The 18,694-nt window shown below is 65.6% G+C and carries 21 protein-coding genes and 1 pseudogene; 5 read left to right on the forward strand and 17 right to left on the reverse strand.

What is annotated here, in order from left to right; all coding sequences use genetic code 11:
* Positions 1–466: pseudogene (locus GSQ95_RS23165) on the forward strand (protein BatD); the annotation flags it as partial.
* Here the strand turns inward: GSQ95_RS23165 and GSQ95_RS23170 are convergent.
* Positions 454–1,119: a YceH family protein gene (locus tag GSQ95_RS23170; protein ID WP_158894699.1), complete on the reverse strand. Its 666-nt coding sequence runs from the start codon at positions 1,117–1,119 to the stop codon at positions 454–456. The pseudogene GSQ95_RS23165 and the gene GSQ95_RS23170 sit on opposite strands and share 13 nt — an antisense overlap.
* Before the next feature lie 40 nt (positions 1,120–1,159).
* A complete protein-coding gene (gene yedA / locus GSQ95_RS23175; RefSeq protein ID WP_158894697.1) occupies positions 1,160–2,068 on the reverse strand; it encodes a drug/metabolite exporter YedA in 909 nt (302 codons plus the stop codon).
* A gap of 150 nt (positions 2,069–2,218) precedes the next feature.
* Between yedA and GSQ95_RS23180 the strand changes: the two genes are divergently transcribed.
* Complete coding sequence (locus GSQ95_RS23180; protein WP_158894695.1) at positions 2,219–2,656, forward strand: Lrp/AsnC family transcriptional regulator; 438 nt, start codon at positions 2,219–2,221, stop codon at positions 2,654–2,656.
* Positions 2,657–2,713: 57 nt separating this feature from the next.
* Here GSQ95_RS23180 and GSQ95_RS23185 read toward each other — a convergent pair whose 3' ends face one another.
* Positions 2,714–3,499 carry a DUF2076 domain-containing protein gene (locus GSQ95_RS23185; protein WP_158894693.1) on the reverse strand — a complete coding sequence of 262 codons (786 nt, stop codon included), beginning with the start codon at positions 3,497–3,499 and terminating at the stop codon, positions 2,714–2,716.
* Between the two features lie 277 nt (positions 3,500–3,776).
* Here GSQ95_RS23185 and GSQ95_RS23190 point away from each other — a divergent pair, with 277 nt between their 5' ends.
* Both GSQ95_RS23190 and GSQ95_RS23195 read left to right on the forward strand, forming a co-directional pair.
* Entirely contained in the window at positions 3,777–4,343 is a 567-nt protein-coding gene (locus GSQ95_RS23190) for a cysteine hydrolase family protein (protein ID WP_158894690.1), read from the forward strand.
* Between the two features lie 30 nt (positions 4,344–4,373).
* Positions 4,374–5,018, forward strand: a complete 645-nt coding sequence (locus tag GSQ95_RS23195) for a YciC family protein (RefSeq protein WP_158894687.1) — start codon at positions 4,374–4,376, stop codon at positions 5,016–5,018.
* Between the two features lie 9 nt (positions 5,019–5,027).
* Here the strand turns inward: GSQ95_RS23195 and GSQ95_RS23200 are convergent, their stop codons facing one another.
* Entirely contained in the window at positions 5,028–5,567 is a 540-nt protein-coding gene (locus tag GSQ95_RS23200) for a DUF2058 domain-containing protein (protein WP_133862375.1), read from the reverse strand.
* A 170-nt stretch (positions 5,568–5,737) separates the two neighbouring features.
* Between GSQ95_RS23200 and GSQ95_RS23205 the strand changes: the two genes are divergently transcribed.
* Positions 5,738–6,661, forward strand: coding sequence for an aspartyl/asparaginyl beta-hydroxylase domain-containing protein (locus tag GSQ95_RS23205; RefSeq protein ID WP_158894684.1), 924 nt, complete (start codon positions 5,738–5,740; stop codon positions 6,659–6,661).
* A 27-nt stretch (positions 6,662–6,688) separates the two neighbouring features.
* Here the strand turns inward: GSQ95_RS23205 and GSQ95_RS23210 are convergent, their stop codons facing one another.
* From GSQ95_RS23210 to flhF, 13 genes are all read right to left on the reverse strand, one after another.
* Positions 6,689–7,105, reverse strand: a complete 417-nt coding sequence (locus GSQ95_RS23210) for a DUF2802 domain-containing protein (protein WP_133862377.1) — start codon at positions 7,103–7,105, stop codon at positions 6,689–6,691.
* On the reverse strand, positions 7,105–7,584 hold the full coding sequence (locus GSQ95_RS23215; protein WP_007160357.1) for a chemotaxis protein CheW: 480 nt from the start codon (positions 7,582–7,584) through the stop codon (positions 7,105–7,107). Before GSQ95_RS23215 ends, GSQ95_RS23210 begins: the two co-directional genes overlap by 1 nt.
* Positions 7,585–7,657: 73 nt before the next feature.
* A complete protein-coding gene (locus GSQ95_RS23220) occupies positions 7,658–8,563 on the reverse strand; it encodes a chemotaxis protein CheW (protein WP_158894681.1) in 906 nt (301 codons plus the stop codon).
* A gap of 57 nt (positions 8,564–8,620) precedes the next feature.
* Entirely contained in the window at positions 8,621–9,409 is a 789-nt protein-coding gene (locus GSQ95_RS23225) for a ParA family protein (RefSeq protein WP_133862379.1), read from the reverse strand.
* Between the two features lie 35 nt (positions 9,410–9,444).
* Positions 9,445–10,308: a flagellar motor protein MotD gene (gene motD, locus GSQ95_RS23230; RefSeq protein WP_158894679.1), complete on the reverse strand. Its 864-nt coding sequence runs from the start codon at positions 10,306–10,308 to the stop codon at positions 9,445–9,447.
* Between the two features lie 188 nt (positions 10,309–10,496).
* Entirely contained in the window at positions 10,497–11,237 is a 741-nt protein-coding gene (locus GSQ95_RS23235) for a flagellar motor protein (RefSeq protein ID WP_133862381.1), read from the reverse strand.
* Between the two features lie 34 nt (positions 11,238–11,271).
* Positions 11,272–12,390 (reverse strand): chemotaxis response regulator protein-glutamate methylesterase, encoded by a 1,119-nt coding sequence (locus GSQ95_RS23240; protein ID WP_158894677.1) that lies wholly within the window; start codon positions 12,388–12,390, stop codon positions 11,272–11,274.
* Between the two features lie 82 nt (positions 12,391–12,472).
* Positions 12,473–14,719, reverse strand: a complete 2,247-nt coding sequence (locus GSQ95_RS23245; RefSeq protein WP_158894675.1) for a chemotaxis protein CheA — start codon at positions 14,717–14,719, stop codon at positions 12,473–12,475.
* 26 nt (positions 14,720–14,745) lie between these two features.
* A complete protein-coding gene (locus GSQ95_RS23250; RefSeq protein WP_158894673.1) occupies positions 14,746–15,534 on the reverse strand; it encodes a protein phosphatase CheZ in 789 nt (262 codons plus the stop codon).
* A gap of 19 nt (positions 15,535–15,553) precedes the next feature.
* Positions 15,554–15,928, reverse strand: coding sequence for a chemotaxis response regulator CheY (locus tag GSQ95_RS23255; RefSeq protein ID WP_169853335.1), 375 nt, complete (start codon positions 15,926–15,928; stop codon positions 15,554–15,556).
* Between the two features lie 87 nt (positions 15,929–16,015).
* The gene (gene fliA / locus GSQ95_RS23260; RefSeq protein ID WP_027597968.1) at positions 16,016–16,756 is read right to left on the reverse strand and encodes an RNA polymerase sigma factor FliA; all 741 of its coding nucleotides are present in this window, start codon (positions 16,754–16,756) and stop codon (positions 16,016–16,018) included.
* The gene (fleN, locus tag GSQ95_RS23265) at positions 16,753–17,583 is read right to left on the reverse strand and encodes a flagellar synthesis regulator FleN (RefSeq protein ID WP_017642087.1); all 831 of its coding nucleotides are present in this window, start codon (positions 17,581–17,583) and stop codon (positions 16,753–16,755) included. Before fleN ends, fliA begins: the two co-directional genes overlap by 4 nt.
* A gap of 92 nt (positions 17,584–17,675) precedes the next feature.
* Positions 17,676–18,694, reverse strand: a 1,019-nt coding sequence (gene flhF, locus GSQ95_RS23270; protein WP_158973926.1) for a flagellar biosynthesis protein FlhF, incomplete at its 5' end; no start/stop codon positions are given.

Here is an 18,694-nt window from a genome sequence, read left to right on the forward strand (position 1 = left end):
CGAGGATCCGACGCTGCAACAGGTGGCATCAGCAGCGGCCAAGATCACCGGCAGTGACCGGGGGCTCTGGCGCTGGCAGCTGGCGACGGCCTTCTTCGCCCTAACCACCCTGCTCGGCTTCGGCCTCTGGTGGCGCGCCCGCCGTCAGCCGGCGGTGTTGCCGACCGTGCCCGATCTCGACAGCCGCCTGCAGCGCGAAGAGCTGCGCCGCGCCTGCCAGAGCAACGATCCCCACGTCACCCGTCACGCCCTGGACGCCTGGGCTCGACAGCAACCGGAAACCCTGGCGGCCATGGGGGCACGTTTCGAGCCCCTGGCCGCCGCGCTCGACGACCTCAACGGGGCGCTCTACAGCGAAGCCGGTCAGCGCTGGCAGGGCGAGACGCTATGGCAGGCGATCAATGCCCTGCCGCCGCTGACGCCGGCAGCCGTGCACGACACCCTGCCACCGCTCTATCCGCGCTGATCGGCTTCTTCCAGCTGCGCCAGGCGCTCTTCGAGGGCGGCGATACGGGCTTCCAGCGCCTCCAGCCGGCCTTCGCGTCCGCCGGCAGGGGTACCGCTCTCGGCGGCACTACCCAGCTGCGCGACCTGGGCATCGCGTTCTGCCGCGTTGCCGAACAGATGCAGATAGCGCTCTTCGCGCTGGCCGGGCTGTCGCCCCAGGCCGGTGGCCAGGCCGCGGGCGATCAGCCGCTCCAGGTGGTGGCGCACCTGCTCGGTATCATCGAAGGCGTGCATCCGGCCGCTGCGGGCCAGCAATTCGCCCAGGGTCTGGGGCCCGCGCAGGAACAGCAGGGCGCAGAGCACCCACTGGGGTGGCGGGAGTTCCAGGGCCTTGTCCAGCCGCTGTTCCCAGCGATCCGCCCGGCTGCCCATGACCAGGCGCGCCAGGCCGCGTTCTTCCAAGCGCCGCAGTCCCTGCCCCACTTCGCCCGGGGTCAGGTTGAGCACCGGCTCGCGGCTGGTCTTCTGGTTGCAGGCCAGCACCAGGGCATTGAGGGTCAGGGGATAGCTTTCCGGCGTGGTCAGCTGCTTTTCGATGAGGCTGCCGAGCACGCGGATCTCGTTGGCCTCCAGCGGCTCTTCGGCAAAGGCGGGGGTGACTGCTTGGCTCATGGCGGACTCCGCTTGGATGACGCGCCAGCCTAGCCTGCCCTCAGCGCCGTCGCCACTGTGGCAGCCCGATCAGCACCACCGCGCCGACGATGACCAGCATGGCCAGCATCTCCGCCGGACCGATCCGCTCGCCGGCGAACAGGGTCCCCAGCAGCACCGCCACCACCGGATTGACGTAGGCGTAGCTGGTGGCCGCCGCCGGCCGTACCCGCCCCAGCAAGTAGAGATAGGCACTGAAGGCGATCAGCGAGCCGAACACCACCAGATAGCCCAGCGCCAGCCAGCCACCCAGGGCCGGCCAGTGCTGCAGGCGCTCGCCGCTGAGGTAGCTGGCGCCGAGCAGCACCGCGCCCGCCACCAGCATCTCCACCGCGCTGGCCATGGCGCCACGCGGCAACGGCAGGTAGCGACTCCAGATCGAGCCGAAGGCCCAGGCCGCCGCGGCGAGCAGGATCACTGCTGCCCCGAGCGGCGTGGCGCTCATGGTATCGCCCAGATTGAGCAGGGCGATCCCTACCAGACCCAGGGCGATGCCGGCCCATTCCAGCAGGGTATTGCGCTGCCCCCAGAGCAGACCGAACAGCAGGGTGAACAGGGGGACCGTGGCGATCGACAAGGCAGCGATACCGGAGGTCACGCCCCAATGTTCGGCCAGGGTCACCCCGCCGTTGCCGACCCCCAGCAGCAGGATGCCGATCACCGCGGCCGCGGCGGTCTCCCGCGCCGTGGGCCAGGGCGCCCCGCGCCAGCGCAACCAGCCCAGCAGGAGACTCCCGGCGATAAGAAATCTCAGCCCCGCCATCAACAGCGGTGGCCAGTGGGCCACGCCGATGCGAATCACCAGATAGGTGGAACCCCAGACCACATAGAGCGCGAAGAAGGCTGCCAGCAGCGGCAGCCAGCTGGGCAGGCGCGGTGGTGCGAGGCAGGGCGAGGCGGAGGTGTCCATGCGCGAGAGCTTCCTGAGGGGTCAGGCTGACATTGTAGGAGCGCGCGTCGGGACGGCTAAGATACAGTCAAGAGAGAAACGGCCAACCAGCCTTTGATTCAGCATACTTTTAGGGATGGCGACCTTCGATTCGAAGGCAGGGGAACGGACATGGACCATATCGATCGTCGGCTCATCGACCTGCTGCTGGTGGACGGCCGCACCAGCTACGCGGAGCTGGGTCGCCGGCTGGGTCTCTCCGCCCCGGCCATCGCCGGACGCATCGCCAAGCTGGAAGACACCGGCATCATCACCGGCTATGGCGCCCGTATCGACCGCCGCGCCCTGGGCTACGGCACCGAATGCCTGATCTCCCTGCGCCTGCACAGTACCAGTCAGGGCCCGGTATTGAAGAAACTGGAGGCCCTCCCCCAGTTGCTCGCCTGCCACCGGGTCACGGGCGACGACTGCCTGATGCTGCGGATCGCCGTACGCGACATGGGCGAACTGGAGAGCCTCATCGATCAGCTGAACCAATTCGGCATGAGCCGGACAGTGGTGGTGCTGTCGACGCCCTTCGAGCGCCCGCTGCCGCTCATGCCCAGCTGACGGCGCACAAAAAAGCCCCGGCGCCTCGCGGCACCAGGGCTGGCGGAGTACGACGCCTTAGATGAAGGAGTCGTCGTCGCCACTGTCGTCGAAGAAGCCGCCACCGCCGCCGGTATCGCCATAGTCGGCGGCGTCCTGGAAGCCAACGTTATCCTGGAAGCCACCGGCATCCTGGAAACCCCCGCCATTGTCGTAGCTGGCGTTGTCCGCCCAGCCTTCCTGGGAGCCGGCATCGGCCAGGCCCGGGTCGGCGGTCGGGGTCTCGTTGATGACGTTGACGATCTCCTCGGGTTGCGAGTGATGGAACAGGCCCGAGATGGCCTGCGCCGCCAGCACGCCACCGGCGACCCCGGCCGCGGTCTGCAGCGCGCCGCCCATGAAGCCACCCATGCGCGAAGGCGCGGCCTGGGGTGCGCCATAGCCGGGTGCGGGCTGGGCATAGCCGGGATTGGGCTGGGCATAACCCGGATTGGCGGGACGCGGCGCTGCCGGGCCCGGGTCATTCCAGCCGCGGGACGGCGCGGCGTTGGCCGGTGCCTGACCGCCCGTTGGCTGGCTGCTGCCACCGCCAAACAGGCTGGAGAGGAAGCCACCGCTGCTTGGACGATTCTGCTGGACCTGGGCCATCTGGCTTTCCAGTTCCTTGACGCGCTGGTCCAGCCGCTTGATGGCGGCTTCCTGGATCAGCATCGCCTGGGCCATGTAATAGGGCGCCGCAGGCTGGTCGCGCAGGCGCTGCTGGATCAGCGCCTCGGCTTCCCGGTCACGGGGTGCGGTCTGGGCTTCCGTGGTCTTGAGACGGTCGAATAGACCTTCGATCAGCTGGCTTTCTTCGCGTTGCATGATGACCCTCCCGCAGACGGTCTACTGGCGGCCTTCCCCTGGGAACGGCCTGGATGTCGAAAGGCGCAGCGGCGTGCGCTGCTAAGCCAGATAGAGGCGTCGTAGCAGCTTTTCAAGCAGGACCCGCGCTATGTTCAGCGCGGATTCAGCCAGCCCTCCCCGCCTTGGCTTCTCTCTTCTGAAGGGATAGCGGGGTGACGAGTTCCAGCGCCGCGCCGGTGACTGGACAACCGGCCTGTGCTGGGGGAGTCTGCCGCTTTCCCCGCGAGACTCGTCCATGCCGCCGCTGCTTATCCTCATCGACCAGCAACAGGGGATCCGCGCCCCCCATCTGGGCCCACGCAACCACCCGGACGCCGAGCTGCGCATGGGCGAGCTGCTGGCGGCCTGGCGCCAGGCCGGAGCGCCCTTGCTGCACGTCCGGCACCTGTCGCGCAGTCCGACTTCGGTGTTCTGGCCGGGACAGCCCGGCGTGCAGTTCCAGCCGGCGCTGGCGCCGCTGCCCGGCGAGACGGTGTTCGACAAGCAGGTCCCCGACGCCTTCGCCAACAGTGGTCTGGAGCGCTGGCTGCATCAGCGTGGCATAGCCTCGCTGCTGATCTGCGGCGTGGCCAGCGAGAACTCGGTGGAGGCCACCGCACGCAGCGCCGGCAATCTCGATTTCACCACCTGGGTCGCCGAAGACGCCTGCTACACCTTCGCCAAGATTGACTTCGCCGGTCGGCCGCGCAGCGCCGAGGAGGTCCATGCGATGGCCATGGCCAATCTGCACGGCGAATACGCCACCGTCACCTCCAGCGCGGCCATGCTCGAACGTCTGCGGACGAACGGGTCGCCCTGCTAGACTGCCCTCCTGCCCGTCTGGAAGAGCTGCATGAACCCTGTCGATATCCTGCGCGACTCGCTGTCTTTCTTTGCCCGCAATCTGCGGCCCCTGGCCGTCCTCACCCTGCCCTGGCTGCTGCTCGAAGCCCTGCTGCGCTATCAGGTGCTGGAACGCTTCGGCGCCAGTGGCGGCCTGTGGGACATGCTGGTGAGCCTGCTCTGCTATCCGCTGTACACCGCCGCCCTGCTGATCTTTCTGGAGGCACGCACCCAGGGTAATACCCCGCGCCTGAGCGGCGTCTGGGGCGCCGCCCTGCTGCTCTGGCCCCGCTTCGCCCTCCTCGCGGCCTTGACCTCGGGGCTGGTGATGCTGGGCTTCTCGCTGTTGATCGTGCCGGGCTTTCTGATCATGGCCAAGCTGGCCTTCGCCGAGAACCTGCTGGTGCTGGAGGGACAGGCGCCGCTGGACGCCCTGCGTGGCAGCTTCCGGCTGAGCCGCGGGCACTTCTTCACCCTGCTGGCGTGCATCCTGGCCACGGTCCTGCCGGCCTGGCTGCTCGACGCCTGGATCACCCAGCATTTCGCCGAGGCCGCGGTAGCGGAGATCGCACTGCAGACCCTCTCGGGCTTCCTGCAGCTGATCCCCAGCATCGCCGTCTACCGCATCTACATGCTGGTCAGGCAGACCGCCTGACCTGGCCACTCACCACATCAGGTCATCCGGCACCTGATAGGCGGCATAGGGATCGTCCGGATCCGGCTCGCCGCTCTGCACGTTGAGCAGCACCACCCGCTTGGGATCGCGCTCCTGGATGCGCTCGGCGGTAGCCCGGGGCACCACCTCGTAGCGGCCTTCGTAGCGCACGATGGCCAGACTGCCCTTGCTGAGCTTGTCTCTCATCATGACGTTGACCGACAGGCGCTTGACCTTCTTGTCGTCGACGAAGTTGTAGTAGTCCTCGGTGCTCAGCTTGGGCAGGCGGCTGGTCTCGATCAGCTGCTTGATCTGTGCCTGCTCGGCCTTGCGCTTCTTCTTGTCTTCCTGAGCGCGATTGAGCTCCTGGTCCTTGGCCAGCTTCTCCGCCTGGGCCTGCTGGACGGCCAGCTCCTGGGAGCGGTCCTTTTCCGTCTGCCCGCGATGCTCCATGCGGGTCTGCTTCTGCTTTTGCTTGACGGCCTGCTTGGCCTGCTTTTCATTGACCAATCCGGCTTTCAGCAGCTGGTCGCGTAGGGACATGCTCATCGATACGACTCGTCTAGATCATCCAAGGGGGCGCGACTCGAAAGCGGCCGCGCGCCAGGGTGTCCATCCTGCGCAGCCGACGAAGCGAGTGCAAGCCTTTCTCTGGGGTGAAATAATGCGGTCATTACCTATCCGCCCCTGGTTCGGGCGCTGCCGATCACAATTCGCCCATGATTACCTTCGCGATCGTCCTGCTCTTCGTCGCCAGCGTGCTCTTCGTCCACCTTCGCGGACGCGCTCGGCTGCCGTTCCTGCGCCAGCTGGTCAACCACTCCGCGGTGTTCGCCCCCTACAACGCCCTGATGTACCTGTTCTCCAGCGTGCCGTCCAAGCCCTATCTGGATCGCAGCCGCTTTCCCGAGCTGGACGTGCTCAAGGACAACTGGCAGGAGATTCGCGTCGAAGCCCTGCGGCTGTTCGACGAGGGCTATATCCGCGCCGCGGAAAAGGACAATGACGCCGGCTTCGGTTCCTTCTTCAAGAAGGGCTGGAAGCGTTTCTACCTGACCTGGTACGGCGAGCCGCTGCCCTCCGCCCAGACCCTCTGCCCGCGAACCGTCGAACTGGTGCGGCAGATCCCCAACGTCAAGGGCGCCATGTTCGCCCTGCTGCCGGGGGGGAGCCATCTGAATCCCCATCGCGATCCCTTCGGCGGCTCGCTGCGCTATCACCTGGGCCTGGCCACGCCGAACTCGGACGCTTGCCGCATCTATGTCGATGGCCAGCCCTATGCCTGGCGCGACGGCGAAGACGTGATGTTCGACGAGACCTACGTGCACTGGGTCAAGAACGAGACCGACCAGACCCGGGTCATCCTCTTCTGCGACGTCGAGCGTCCGCTGCGCAGTCGTCTGCTGACCCGCGTCAATCAGGCGGTCAGCCGTTTCCTCGGCAGCGCCACGGCGCCGCAGAACGTCGAAGGGGAACGCGTCGGCGGCATCAACCAGGCCTATGCCTTCAGCAAGAGATTCGGGGATCGCCTCGGGGGTGGCGTGAAGAAATTCAAGCGGCGCCATCCCAAGGCCTATCGCATCGCCAAGCCGGTGCTGGCGGTATTGGTGGTGATCGCGCTGTACCACTGGATCGTCAGCTGAGGCAGCGATCCTGCGCCACCGGCCTGATCAGCCGGAACGCTGTTGGCGCTGGCGATGCAGCCGCGCCACCAGCTCGGCTTCGGCCTGGGACAGACCACAGGCCTGGGTGAGATCGTCGGCGCTGGCGCCCAGCCCCACCAGGCGCGCCGCCTGGGAAAACGACAGACTGGTGGGATCGCTCTGCTCGATCTGGGTCAGGCGATCGGGCAAGGGTGCCACCACCTGGGCCAGTCCCTGCACCTGCTCGCCCATGCGCACCTGCCCGGCCTGGTAGGTTTCCAGGCGTTTGAGCAGGATCTGCATGCGCTTGTCGACCAGGGCCTCCCGCTCGGCCAGCTTGGCCGCCTGTTGCTGCTGGCGCTGCCAGAGCAACCAGCAGCAACCGCCGAGGCCGGCACAGGCCAGCCCCAGGGCAACGCTGAGCAGGATCAGCCCGACAAGCATCAGATGCTTTCCAGCTCCGACCACTCTTCTTCGGTCATCAGCTTGTCGAGCTCGACCAGGATCAGCAGCTCGCCGTTCTTGTTGCACACGCCCTGGATGAACTTGGCGGATTCGTCATTGCCGACGTTCGGTGCGGTTTCGATCTCCGACTGCCGCAGATAGACCACCTCGGCCACGCTGTCGACCAGGATGCCGACGACCTGTTTGTCGGCCTCGATGATGACGATACGGGTGTTGTCGGTGACCTCGGTGGGCAGCAGACCGAAGCGTTGACGGGTGTCGATCACCGTCACCACGTTGCCGCGCAGGTTGATGATGCCCAGCACGTAGCTCGGCGCACCCGGAACCGGAGCGATTTCGGTGTAGCGCAGGACTTCCTGGACTTGCATCACGTTGATGCCGTAGGTCTCGTTATCCAGGCGGAAGGTGACCCATTGCAGGACCGGATCTTCGGAACCCTGTGCGGACGTTTTTTTCATGTTCCCTAGCCTCGTCAAATACCGCACGTGCGGCGAAGCGGGCGAACCCGCCGGTTAGTTGCAGCGGGCAGCCCTAGCGACGGCCACCCACCACCTGTTCAGCGAGCGCCGCCACATCCAGCAGCGCACACATCTGATCGATCACCGTACCGGCCAGCCAGGGCCGGGTAGCGCGCTGATTCCGCCATTTGACCTCGGCGGGATCCAGGCGTACCGAATGGCTGACGCCATGCACGGCCAGGCCCCAGTCCAGGCCCTGCAGCGATATAACGAATTTCAGGCCTTCGCGATAGTCGTCGCGGTAGCGCTCGGGCATCACCCAACGCGCCGCGTCGAGCACGCGCAGGTTGCCTGCCTGGCAGGGTAGCAGGCCCAGGAACCAGTCTGGCTGACCAAACAGCGGCGTCAACTCTTCGTCGGTGAGCGGGTAGATGGACCCCAGGCACACCAGGGGCGCGGCCAGGGTCAGGCCGGCCACGTCGAACAGCAGGCATTCGAAGGGTTCTTCGCCCCACTCGGGGCGCCCTTCCAGGCGTACGGCGCCGGGCGGTACGCCAGCCGCGGCGGCGGGCTGCACCGCCGGGGTACCGAGGGCTATGCCCTCCACCACCGGACGCGCCGGCTCGGCAGCGGGGGCCAGTTCGGGGACGCGCCAGTCCAGCTCGATGTCGGTTTCCGGCGACAACGGCACCTGGGTTGCAGGCTGCAGCACCTCGGGCAGGGCGACGCCGGCGCGGCGGGCGGCCAGCGGCACGACCCGAGGTTGCCACGCGGCATCCCGTTCGAGCTCCTCGCGCACCGCGGCGGCGAATTCGTCTTCGCTCACGCTGGCGATCGGCGCCGCCGGTGCCACCACGGAAGCCACGACCGGCGTGGATTCGGCGGTCGGCAGTTCCAGGAACGCGTCCAGCAAAAGGGCATCGAGATAGCCCTGGAGGACACGCTGAGGACGATTGTCGAGAGACGTCGGTTGGCTCATGGCGATCTACGTGGGTGAGTTGTCCAGCCTATCGGCCGGCAGGGTGGAAAACTTGAATCAGGCGACCTGGCTGCTGGGCGCACCGTCGAGCAGATGCCGTAGCAACGCCCGGTAGGCGATGACGCCGCGACTGTTCATCTCGTACCGCGACGGCACCTGCCCGGAACGACTGGCGTCGCGCAGCCGCGTATCGATGGGAATGAAGGCCTGCCACAGCTGCGCCGGATAGGTGCTGCGCAGGACCTTGAGCGTACCGATGGAAGCCTGGGTACGGCGGTCGAACAGGGTCGGCACTATGGTGTAGGGCAGCGCCTGCTTGCGTGAGCGGTTGATCATGGTCAGGGTATTGACCATGCGCTCGAGTCCCTTGAGCGCGAGAAATTCGGTCTGGGTCGGAATCACCAGATGCTGACTGGCCGCCAGGGCATTGACCATCAGCACGCCGAGCAGCGGCGGACTGTCGATCAGCACATGATCGAAGTCGTTCCACAGCTGTGCCAGGCTCTTGGAGATTACCAGGCCCAGGCCGCTCTGGCCGGGCGACTGACGCTCCAGGGTAGCCAGCGCGGTGCTGGACGGCAGCATCGACAGCTGCGGATGGCTGGTGGGCAGCAGCAGCCGCTTCGGCAGGCCTTCCGGAACCTGGCCACCGTGCTGGAACAGATCGAACGCGCTGTGTTCGAGGCTGTCCGGATCCTGACCGAAATAGCTCGTCAGGGAGCCGTGGGGATCGAGATCCACCAGCAGGACGCGCTTGCCTTCATCGCCGAGCAACCCGGCGAGGGCAACGGTGGTGGTGGTCTTGCCCACCCCACCCTTCTGATTGGCGACAGCCCAGACTCTCATGTGCAGACTTCCTCCCGACGACACGACCAGCCGGGTCAAGGTGCCGGCCTGGTGGCCGGCGACGAAGATTTGACAGGCGCCACCCCGGGCGCCGGTTCTCCAGGCAATGCTGCAGATTGTGTGCCAGTCGACGGATTTTGCAAGGTGCTCTGTGGCCGGAACAGGTCGAGATTGCGCGAGATCAGCAGGACCACGCGCCGATTGCGGGCGCGGTTGACGTCGCTGGTGTTGTCGACCACCGGTTGATAGGCGCCATAGCCCACCACGGCCAGGCGCTGCGGCGCGATGCCGTTGCCGATCAGCAGCCGCACGATACTGGCCGCCCGCGCCGCGGACAGTTCCCAGTTGGTGGGATACAGCGCCGTGCTGATGGGGCGGTCGTCCGTATAGCCCTGTACCTGGATCGGATTCTTGAACGGCGCCAGGATCTTGGCCACCTTCTCCATCAGGCCGAAGGCGGGATTGCTCGGCAGGGAGTCGCCGCTGGCGAACAGCAGATTGGAGCTGAGTTCGATCTCCAGCCACATCTCACTGGCCTTAATGTTCAACTGGTCGCCGGCGATGAGATCGCCGAAGGTGGCGCGCACACTGTCGGCAATCTGCTGCAGCGGGTCGCTGGGAGCGCCCTTGGCCGGCTGAGCGGCGCTGGCGTCCATCACCGTCGGTGTCACGCCCGCGGGACGCTGATCGCCGAGGGGAATGGGTTTGAGCGAGCGCTCCGGCTGACTGAAGATGCCCGACAGGCTGTCCGAAAGCACCTTGTACTTGCTTTCGTTCAAGGAAGAGATGGAATACATCACCACGAAGAAGGCGAACAGCAGGGTGATGAAGTCCGCGTAGGAGACCAGCCAGCGTTCGTGGTTCTCGTATTCTTCGGGACGGCGGCGGCGACGAGGCATGCGGCGTCCTCTAGTGTGGTGTATCAGGCGTTCGCACAAGAATTGGCGAGTGATTTTTTGGCGGTTCGGCGTTCCGACTGGGCCAGGCGCCGCGACGAGTCATAGCAGAGCTATGGCGAGGAGTGGCAACGCCGCCCAGGCCAAAAAAGCGCCGCCAAAATTGTGTAGATAACTTCTGATACACCACACTAGTCCAGAAAACCTTGCAGCTTCATTTCGATGGAGCGCGGATTTTCACCCTCGCCGATGGACATCAGCCCTTCCAGCAGCATTTCCCGGTAGCGGGACTGTTGCTGGGCCAGCGCCTTGAGCTTGTTGCCGACCGGCAGCAGCAGCAGGTTGGCGAAGCCGACACCATAGATGGTGGCGACGAAGGCCACGGCGATGCCGCTGCCCAGCTGGGACGGATCGGCGAGATTCTGCATGACATGGATCAGGCCCATCACCGCGCCGATGATCCCGACGGTGGGTGCATAGCCACCCATGGCTTCATAGACCTTGGCGGCGGCGATGTCGCGATCTTCCTGGCCGTAGAGATCCACCTCGAGAATGCTGCGCAGGGCCTCGGGCTCGGTGCCGTCCACCAGCAGCTGCAGGCCCTTGGCGGCATAGGGATCGGCTTCGCGGGCGACCAGGGGTTCGAGACCCAGCAAGCCTTCCTTGCGCGCAACGTTGCTCCAGTTGACCACCTTGCGGATGCCGCCGACGAGGTCCAGCCGTGGCGGTACGAACACCCAGGCCAGCATGGTGAGGGCCCGGCGCAGTACCGGCAGGCGGGTCTGCAACAGGACGGCACCGAGAGTGCCGCCGACCACGATCAGCGCCGCCGGAGCGTTGGCCAGGGCGGTAAAGGAACCGCCCTCCAGCAGGTTGCCACCCATGATGGCGGTAAAGGCCAGCAGGATGCCGATGAGACTGAGAACGTCCACGCTCAATGCCCTTCTGGCCAGCGAACGCCTGCCGTCACGAACAGGCCTCGGTCAGGTGTCTGCCGATGTCGTCCAGGCCATAGATGGCGTCGGCCAGATTGGCCTTGGCGATGGCCATGGGCATGCCATAGATGACGCAGCTGGCTTCGTCCTGGGCCCACACCTGGCTGCCGACCTGCTTGAGCATCCGCGCGCCTTCGCGGCCGTCGGCACCCATGCCGGTCAGGACCACCGCCAGTACGTTGTCGGCATAGGCCTTGGCCGCGGAGCCAAAGGTCACGTCGACGCAGGGTTTGTAGTTGAGGCGCTCGTCGCCGGGCAGGATCTTCACCGTGCCGCGGCCGTCCACCATCATCTGCTTGCCACCGGGTGCCAGCAGAGCCAGCCCCGGACGCAACTGGTCGCCGTCCTCCGCTTCCTTGACGCTGATGCGGCAGAGCTTGTCCAGGCGCTCGGCGAAGGCCTTGGTGAAGGCCGCCGGCATGTGCTGGATCAGCACCAGCGGTGCCGGGAAATTGGCTGGCAGCTGGGTAAGCACCCGCTGCAGAGCCACCGGGCCGCCGGTGGAGGTGCCGATGGCCACCAGGCGATAGTGCTTGCGCTTGGGCGGCGGCGAAGCCGGAGCCGTGGCTGCATGACTGGCAGGAGCGCTGCTGGACGCCACCGGACGCGCCGCCGGGCGAGCGCTGGCCGGCGCGGTCGCGGCACTCGCGGGCGCAGCCGGCGCGACGCTGGGAGCCACGGCGAAGCGCCGGTTGGAACGGGCGATATGGTGGATCTTCTCGCACAGCAGCTTTTGCACACTGGCGGGATTGCGTGAGATGTCCTCGAAATTCTTCGGCAGGAAGTCGACCGCGCCAGCATCCAGGGCATCCAGGGTGACCCGGGCGCCTTCATGGGTGAGCGAGGAGAACATCAGCACCGGGGTCGGGCACTTCTGCATGATGTGGCGGACCGCGGTGATGCCGTCCATCATCGGCATCTCGTAGTCCATGGTGATGACATCGGGTCGCAGCGCCAGGGCCTGGTCGACCCCTTCGCGCCCGTTGCTGGCCGTGCCCACCACCGAGATGTTGGGATCGGCCGCCAGGATTTCCTTGAGCCGACGCCGGAAGAAGCCGGAATCGTCCACCACCAGTACTTTTACCGGCATACGTTGAAACTCCTAACTGGGGCGGCGCAGGCCACCCGATGGCGCCGGACCCAGGGCCCGACGCCGCTCGTACCTGGCCGACTCAGAGCCCGCGACGGGCGTAGCGCTTGAGCATGCTGGGCACATCGAGGATGAGCGCGATGCGCCCGTCGCCGGTGATGGTCGCACCGGACATGCCGGGCGTTCCCTGCAGCATCTTGCCGAGTGGCTTGATGACCACCTCTTCCTGGCCCACCAGCTGATCGACCACGAAGCCGATGCGCTGGGTGCCCACCGAGAGGATCACCACATGCCCTTCCCCCTGCTCCACATGGGCCGCATTGGGCACCAGCCAGCGCTTGAGGTAGAACAGCGGCAGCGCCTTGTCGCGCACCACCACCACTTCCTGGCCGTCCACCACGTTGGTGCGGGACAGGTCGAGGTGGAAGATCTCGTTGACGTTGACCAGCGGGAAGGCGAAGGCCTGGTTGCCCAGCATCACCATCAGCGTCGGCATGATCGCCAGGGTCAGGGGCACCTTGATGACGATCTTGGAGCCCTGGCCCTTGGTCGAGTAGACGTTCAGGGTGCCGTTGAGCTGGCTGATCTTGGTCTTGACCACGTCCATGCCCACGCCACGACCGGAGATGTCGGAGATCTCGGCCTTGGTGGAGAAACCCGGGGCGAAGATCAGATTGAAGCACTCGGTCTCGGTCAGGCGATCGGCCGCGTCGCGGTCGAGCAGGCCTTTTTCCACGGCCTTGTTGCGCAGCAGATCCGCGTCCATGCCCTTGCCGTCATCGGAGATCGACAAGAGGATGTGGTCGCCTTCCTGCTCGGCGGACAGCACCACCCGCCCCGCGCGGGACTTGCCGTTCTCTTCACGTACGGCTGGCCCCTCGATACCGTGGTCGACCGCGTTGCGCACCAGGTGCACCAGCGGATCGGCCAGGGCCTCGACGAGGTTCTTGTCCAGGTCGGTTTCTTCGCCGACCAGCTCCAGATTGATCTCTTTCTTCAGGCTGCGCGCCAGATCGCGGACCAGGCGCGGGAAGCGGCCGAAGACCTTCTTGATCGGCTGCATCCGCGTCTTCATGACCGAGGTCTGCAGATCGGCGGTGACCACGTCGAGATTGGACACGGCCTTGGCCATGGCCTCGTCGCCGCTGTTCAGGCCCAGACGCACCAGGCGGTTACGCACCAGTACCAGCTCGCCGACCATGTTCATGATCTCGTCCAGCCGTGCGGTATCGACCCGCACGGTGGTCTCCGCCTCGCTGGTAGGACGTTCGGCGGGCGCTGCCGCTGCCGGCTTGGGCACGGCGGCCTCGGCAACCGGAGCCGGTTTCGGCGTGGGTGCGGGTGCAGGCTGAGGCGCAGCGACCGGTGCCGGTGCAGCAGTAGCAGCAGTAGCAGCAGGAGCGGCTACAGCGTCGGCAGCCGCCGCGGGGCCACTGAATCTGCCCTTGCCGTGCAATTCGTCGAGCAGGGATTCGAATTCGTCGTCAGTGATCTCGTCACCACCCGCCGCCGGAGCCGCTGCAGCCGGAGCTGCCGCGACCGGTGCCGCGGCCTCGTTCGCGACGAACTTGCCCTTGCCGTGCAATTCGTCCAGCAGGGCCTCGAATTCGTCGTCGGTGATGTCATCACCGCTTGCGGCAACGGCAGCAGGCGCTGCGGCAGCAACCGGCGCAGCGGCCGGCGCCTCCTGGAACCTGCCCTTGCCGTGCAACTGATCGAGCAGGGCTTCGAATTCGTCATCGGTGATGTCGTCGCCACCAGCGGCCGCGGGCGCTTGTGCTGCCGCGCTCGGCTCGCTGCCCAGGGCATCGAGCAGACTCTGGAAATCGGCATCGCTCAATTCCGGTTCGGCAGCCGTAGCTGCGGCGACGGGCGCCGGTGCCGCAGCCACTGGAGTGGCAGCCACGGGCGCGGCCGCTACCGGCGTTGGTGCGCTACCGGCCGGGTCGGCCAGGCGGGCCAGCGCCGCCAGCAACTCGGGCGAGGCCGGGGTCGGCTCTTCGCGTTCCCGGACCTGACCAAACATCTCGTTGACCGAATCCAGTGCCTGCAGCACCACATCCATCAGTTCGGCATCCACGCGGCGTTCGCCCTTGCGCAGGATGTCGAAAACGTTTTCCGCGATATGACAGCACTCGACCAGGGTATGGAGCTGCAGGAAACCGGCACCGCCCTTTACGGTATGGAAGCCACGAAAGATGGCGTTCAGCAGATCCATGTCATCCGGACGGCTTTCCAGCTCGACCAATTGTTCCGACAACTGTTCGAGAATCTCGCCGGCCTCTACCAGGAAATCCTGGAGGATCTCTTCATCGGCGTCGAAGCTCATTCCTGCACTCCCCAAGAGGGTCTGGGTCAGAAGCCCAGACTGGATAGAAGATCGTCGACGTCGACCTGAGCGGCCACGACGTCTTCACGCTTATCGGCATGAATCTGCGGACCTTCACCCTTCATCGTCTTTTCTTTTCGATTCTGCTCGATCAGCGCGCTGTGATCGTGACTGAAGCCGGTATAGCGATCGACCTGGCTGGCCATCATCACCAGCTTGACGAGGTCTTTCTCGATCTGCCCGACGAGATTGACCACGCGCTTGATCACCTGACCGGTCAGGTCCTGGTAGTCCTGCGCCAGGAGGATGTCGTTGAGCTTGGACGACAGTTGTTCGGCGCTGCTCTCGCTGTGGCTGAGGAAGGCATCGACGCGCTTGGCCAGTTCGCGGAATTCGTCCGCGCCCATTTCCCGGCGCATGAATTTCTTCCAGTCGGCATGCACGGCGCGGGCTTCGTCGCCAAAGTTGCCTACCAGGGGCGCGCTCTCCTCCACCAGATCCATGGTCCGGTTGGCGGCGTTCTCGGTCATCTTCACCACATAGGAAAGACGATCGGTGGCATCGCTGATCTGGGAGACCTCTTCGCCGGCCATGCCGCGCGGATCGATCTCGAAGTTGACGATGGCGTTGTGCAACTCGCGGGTCAGCTTGCCGACTTCCTGGTAGAGACCCCGGTCACGCAACTGGTTGAGTTCATTGATGACATGCACCGCCTGGGTGAAGTCGCCACTTTCCAGGCATTTCACCAGCTCCTGGGCGTGCTGTTTTAGATTCGACTCGAAGTCGCTGAAGCTGTTGGTGCCAAGCTGATCCATAACGTCCCCGCGGCTTTCTTCAGCCGTTCACCCGCTCGAAGATCTTGTCGATCTTTTCTTTCAGCACCTGGGCGGTGAAAGGCTTGACCACATAGCCGTTCACGCCGGCCTGAGCGGCTTCGATGATCTGCTCACGCTTGGCCTCGGCGGTCACCATCAGCACCGGCAGGGTCTTCAGGCGCGCGTCGGCGCGTACCTGGCGCAGCAGGTCGATGCCGGTCATGCCGGGCATGTTCCAGTCGGTGACGAGAAAATCGAAGTTGCCGCTCTGCAACATCGGCAGGGCGGTATTGCCATCGTCTGCTTCGGCGGTATTGGTGAATCCCAGATCGCGCAGCAAATTCTTGATGATGCGTCTCATCGTGGAAAAATCGTCCACGATGAGGATTTTCATGTTCTTGTCCAAGTCGACCTCCGTCCTAATCCGCACACACGCCGCAAGGCGCGCCTAAGCAATCGTAGTAGCCTGAGTACCAGCCGGTTAACGCGAACGCCATTCCGCCAGCCGAGCCCGCAGGCGTGCCGCACATTGACTGTGAAGTTGGCAGACGCGTGACTCGCTCACGCCCAGCACCTCGCCGATTTCCTTGAGGTTGAGTTCCTCGTCGTAATACAGCGAGAGCACCAGACGTTCACGCTCCGGAAGATTGGCGATGGCGTCGGCCAGGGCCTTGCGGAAGCGCTCGTCCTCCAGACCGCGACCGGGTTCGAGTTCATGCGAACCGCTCTCCTCGAGCCCATGCTCACCACCCTCCATGAGGTCGTCGAAACTGAACAGGCGACTCCCCATGGTGTCGCCAAGGATGCCGTAGTACTCATCCAGACTCAATTTAAGTTCGGCCGCGACTTCGGAATCTTTAGCGTCGCGACCCGTACGCGCTTCCACGGCGCGAATGGCGTCGGTGACCATGCGCGTGTTGCGGTGCACCGAGCGCGGCGCCCAGTCGCCCTTGCGGACCTCGTCGAGCATGGCACCGCGGATGCGGATGCCGGCATAGGTCTCGAAGCTGGCGCCCTTGCCGGCGTCATATTTGCGCGAGGCCTCCAGCAGACCGATCATGCCGGCCTGCATCAGGTCCTCGACCTGCACGCTGGCCGGCAGACGCGCCAGGAGGTGGTAGGCGATGCGTTTCACCAACGGCGCGTAGCGGTTGATGAGTTGTTCCTGCTGGGTACGTTCCGAGGTTTTGCTGTACATGCGAAGCCCGCTGGATGCTGTCATGCGTGGGTACCGATGGCTGGTTGCACAAGGCGCTCGACAAAGAACTCGAGATGGCCGCGCGGATTGGCGGGCAGCGGCCAGCCATCGACTTTCTGAGCTACCGCACGGAAGGCCAGCGAGGCCTTGGCACGCGGAAAGGCTTCGAACACGGGGCGCTGTTTCTGCACGGCTTTGCGCACCGCCTCGTCGAACGGAATGGCGCCCACATACTGCAGGGCGACATCCAGGAATCTGTCGGTCACCTTGGTCAGCTTAGCAAAGAGATTGCGACCTTCCTGGGGCGTCAGCGCCATGTTCGCCAGAACCCGGAAACGGGTGACGCCATGGTCGCGATTGAGCAGCTTGATCAGGGCGTAGGCATCGGTGATGGAGGTAGGCTCGTCGCACACCACCACCAGGACTTCCTGGGCGGCGCGAACGAAGCTGACCACCTGGTCGCCGATGCCGGCAGCGGTATCGACGATGAGCACATCGAGGTTCTCGCTGATGTCGCTGAAGGCCTGGATCAGACCGGCGTGCTGGGCCGGCGTCAGATTGACCATCGCCTGGGTGCCCGAGGCCGCCGGGACGATGCGGATGCCGCCCGGGCCGTGCAGCAGCACGTCGCGCAGCTCGCACTCGCCGGAGATGACGTCGGCCAGGGTGCGCTTGGGCGACAGGCCGAGCAGAACGTCGATGTTGGCGAGGCCCAGGTCGGCGTCGAGCAGCATGACGCGCCGCCCGATATCGGCCAGGGCCAAGGCCAGGTTGACCGACACGTTGGTCTTGCCGACACCGCCTTTACCGCCCGTGACCGCTATGACTTGGACGGGATGCATGCTACCCATTGCCTGATACCTTTGATTGAAATCCGTCACACTTTAGACCAAGTGCATTTGGCGTGCCCAGGCATGCAATGCACCACTACCGTTCGTCTGCGCTAACCGGCGCGGCGGGCATTGCTCTGATACAGGCCGGCCAGCATGCCGGCCATGGTTTCTTCGCTCGGCTCCTCGGGAGCCTGCAGGCTCACCGCACGGCTCACCAGCTGGTGGCTGCGGGCCGGGTGCAGGTCGTCCGGGATGCGCGGGCCGTCGGCGATGTAGGCCACCGGCAGGCGCTGGCTGATGGCCAGGCCCAGGGCTTCGCCGAGACTGGCGGCTTCGTCCAGCTTGGTCAGCACGCAGCCGCTCAGGCCGCAGCGCCGGTAGCTGTGGTAGGCCGCCTTGAGCACCTGGCTCTGGCTGGTGACACCCAGTACCAGATAATTACGAATCTTCAACTGGCGGTTGGCCAGGGCTTCGAGCTGCACCTTGAGCGCCGGATCATTGGCGGGCATGCCCGCGGTGTCGATCAGTACCAGGCGCTTGCGCGCCAGGGGTGCCAGCGCCTGGGCCAGGGACTGGCCCGGATCGACCAGGGTGACCGGCACGTCGAGGATGCGGCCGAGGGTCTTGATCTGCTCCTGGGCACCGATGCGGAAGCTGTCCATGCTGACCAGCGCCAGACTCTGGGGGCCGTACTTGAGCACGTAGTTGGCGGCGAGCTTGGCCAGGGTGGTGGTCTTGCCCATGCCGGCCGGACCGACAAAGGCGACGACACCGCCCTCCTCCAGGATCTTGGCATCGGTGGTCTTGGCCAGCTGGGCGAAATTGGCCAGCAGCATGCGCCAGGCGTGGCGCGGATCCTGGATCTTGGCGACGCTGTCGAGCAGGTGGCGGGCCAGATCGGCGGGCAGGCCCATGCGCTGCAGACGGCGCCAGAGGCCGGCCTGTTGCGGACGGGTGGACTGCACCTGGGTCCAGGCCATGGAGCCGAGCTGGACTTCCAGCAGTTCACGCAGGCCGCTGAGTTCGCTGCGCATGGCTTCCAGGGCGCGGCGGTCTTCCGGCGCGGCACCGGCGGCAGGGGCGGCGGCGGGCTGAGGGGCACGCGGCGGGGCGATCACCGGCTCGCGGC

This window comes from Pseudomonas sp. BAV 4579 (assembly GCF_009765395.1).
Taxonomy (GTDB): Bacteria; Pseudomonadota; Gammaproteobacteria; order Pseudomonadales; family Pseudomonadaceae; genus Chryseomonas; species Chryseomonas aestiva.

What these genes read in the sequence shown, in the direction of transcription:
- GSQ95_RS23200 (WP_133862375.1), bottom strand. Translation starts at nt 5,567, where the DNA reads ATGAGCATGTCCCTACGCGACCAGCTGCTGAAAGCCGGATTGGTCAAT.
- GSQ95_RS23245 (WP_158894675.1), bottom strand. Translation starts at nt 14,719, where the DNA reads ATGAGCTTCGACGCCGATGAAGAGATCCTCCAGGATTTCCTGGTAGAG.
- GSQ95_RS23215 (WP_007160357.1), bottom strand. Translation starts at nt 7,584, where the DNA reads ATGAAAAAAACGTCCGCACAGGGTTCCGAAGATCCGGTCCTGCAATGG.
- GSQ95_RS23195 (WP_158894687.1), top strand. Translation starts at nt 4,374, where the DNA reads ATGAACCCTGTCGATATCCTGCGCGACTCGCTGTCTTTCTTTGCCCGC.
- GSQ95_RS23255 (WP_169853335.1), bottom strand. Translation starts at nt 15,928, where the DNA reads ATGAAAATCCTCATCGTGGACGATTTTTCCACGATGAGACGCATCATC.
- GSQ95_RS23170 (WP_158894699.1), bottom strand. Translation starts at nt 1,119, where the DNA reads ATGAGCCAAGCAGTCACCCCCGCCTTTGCCGAAGAGCCGCTGGAGGCC.
- yedA (WP_158894697.1), bottom strand. Translation starts at nt 2,068, where the DNA reads ATGGACACCTCCGCCTCGCCCTGCCTCGCACCACCGCGCCTGCCCAGC.
- GSQ95_RS23190 (WP_158894690.1), top strand. Translation starts at nt 3,777, where the DNA reads ATGCCGCCGCTGCTTATCCTCATCGACCAGCAACAGGGGATCCGCGCC.
- GSQ95_RS23220 (WP_158894681.1), bottom strand. Translation starts at nt 8,563, where the DNA reads ATGAGCCAACCGACGTCTCTCGACAATCGTCCTCAGCGTGTCCTCCAG.
- GSQ95_RS23250 (WP_158894673.1), bottom strand. Translation starts at nt 15,534, where the DNA reads ATGGATCAGCTTGGCACCAACAGCTTCAGCGACTTCGAGTCGAATCTA.
- GSQ95_RS23210 (WP_133862377.1), bottom strand. Translation starts at nt 7,105, where the DNA reads ATGCTTGTCGGGCTGATCCTGCTCAGCGTTGCCCTGGGGCTGGCCTGT.
- GSQ95_RS23225 (WP_133862379.1), bottom strand. Translation starts at nt 9,409, where the DNA reads ATGAGAGTCTGGGCTGTCGCCAATCAGAAGGGTGGGGTGGGCAAGACC.
- fliA (WP_027597968.1), bottom strand. Translation starts at nt 16,756, where the DNA reads ATGACAGCATCCAGCGGGCTTCGCATGTACAGCAAAACCTCGGAACGT.
- motD (WP_158894679.1), bottom strand. Translation starts at nt 10,308, where the DNA reads ATGCCTCGTCGCCGCCGCCGTCCCGAAGAATACGAGAACCACGAACGC.
- GSQ95_RS23180 (WP_158894695.1), top strand. Translation starts at nt 2,219, where the DNA reads ATGGACCATATCGATCGTCGGCTCATCGACCTGCTGCTGGTGGACGGC.
- GSQ95_RS23205 (WP_158894684.1), top strand. Translation starts at nt 5,738, where the DNA reads ATGATTACCTTCGCGATCGTCCTGCTCTTCGTCGCCAGCGTGCTCTTC.
- GSQ95_RS23240 (WP_158894677.1), bottom strand. Translation starts at nt 12,390, where the DNA reads ATGCCGGTAAAAGTACTGGTGGTGGACGATTCCGGCTTCTTCCGGCGT.
- fleN (WP_017642087.1), bottom strand. Translation starts at nt 17,583, where the DNA reads ATGGGTAGCATGCATCCCGTCCAAGTCATAGCGGTCACGGGCGGTAAA.
- GSQ95_RS23185 (WP_158894693.1), bottom strand. Translation starts at nt 3,499, where the DNA reads ATGCAACGCGAAGAAAGCCAGCTGATCGAAGGTCTATTCGACCGTCTC.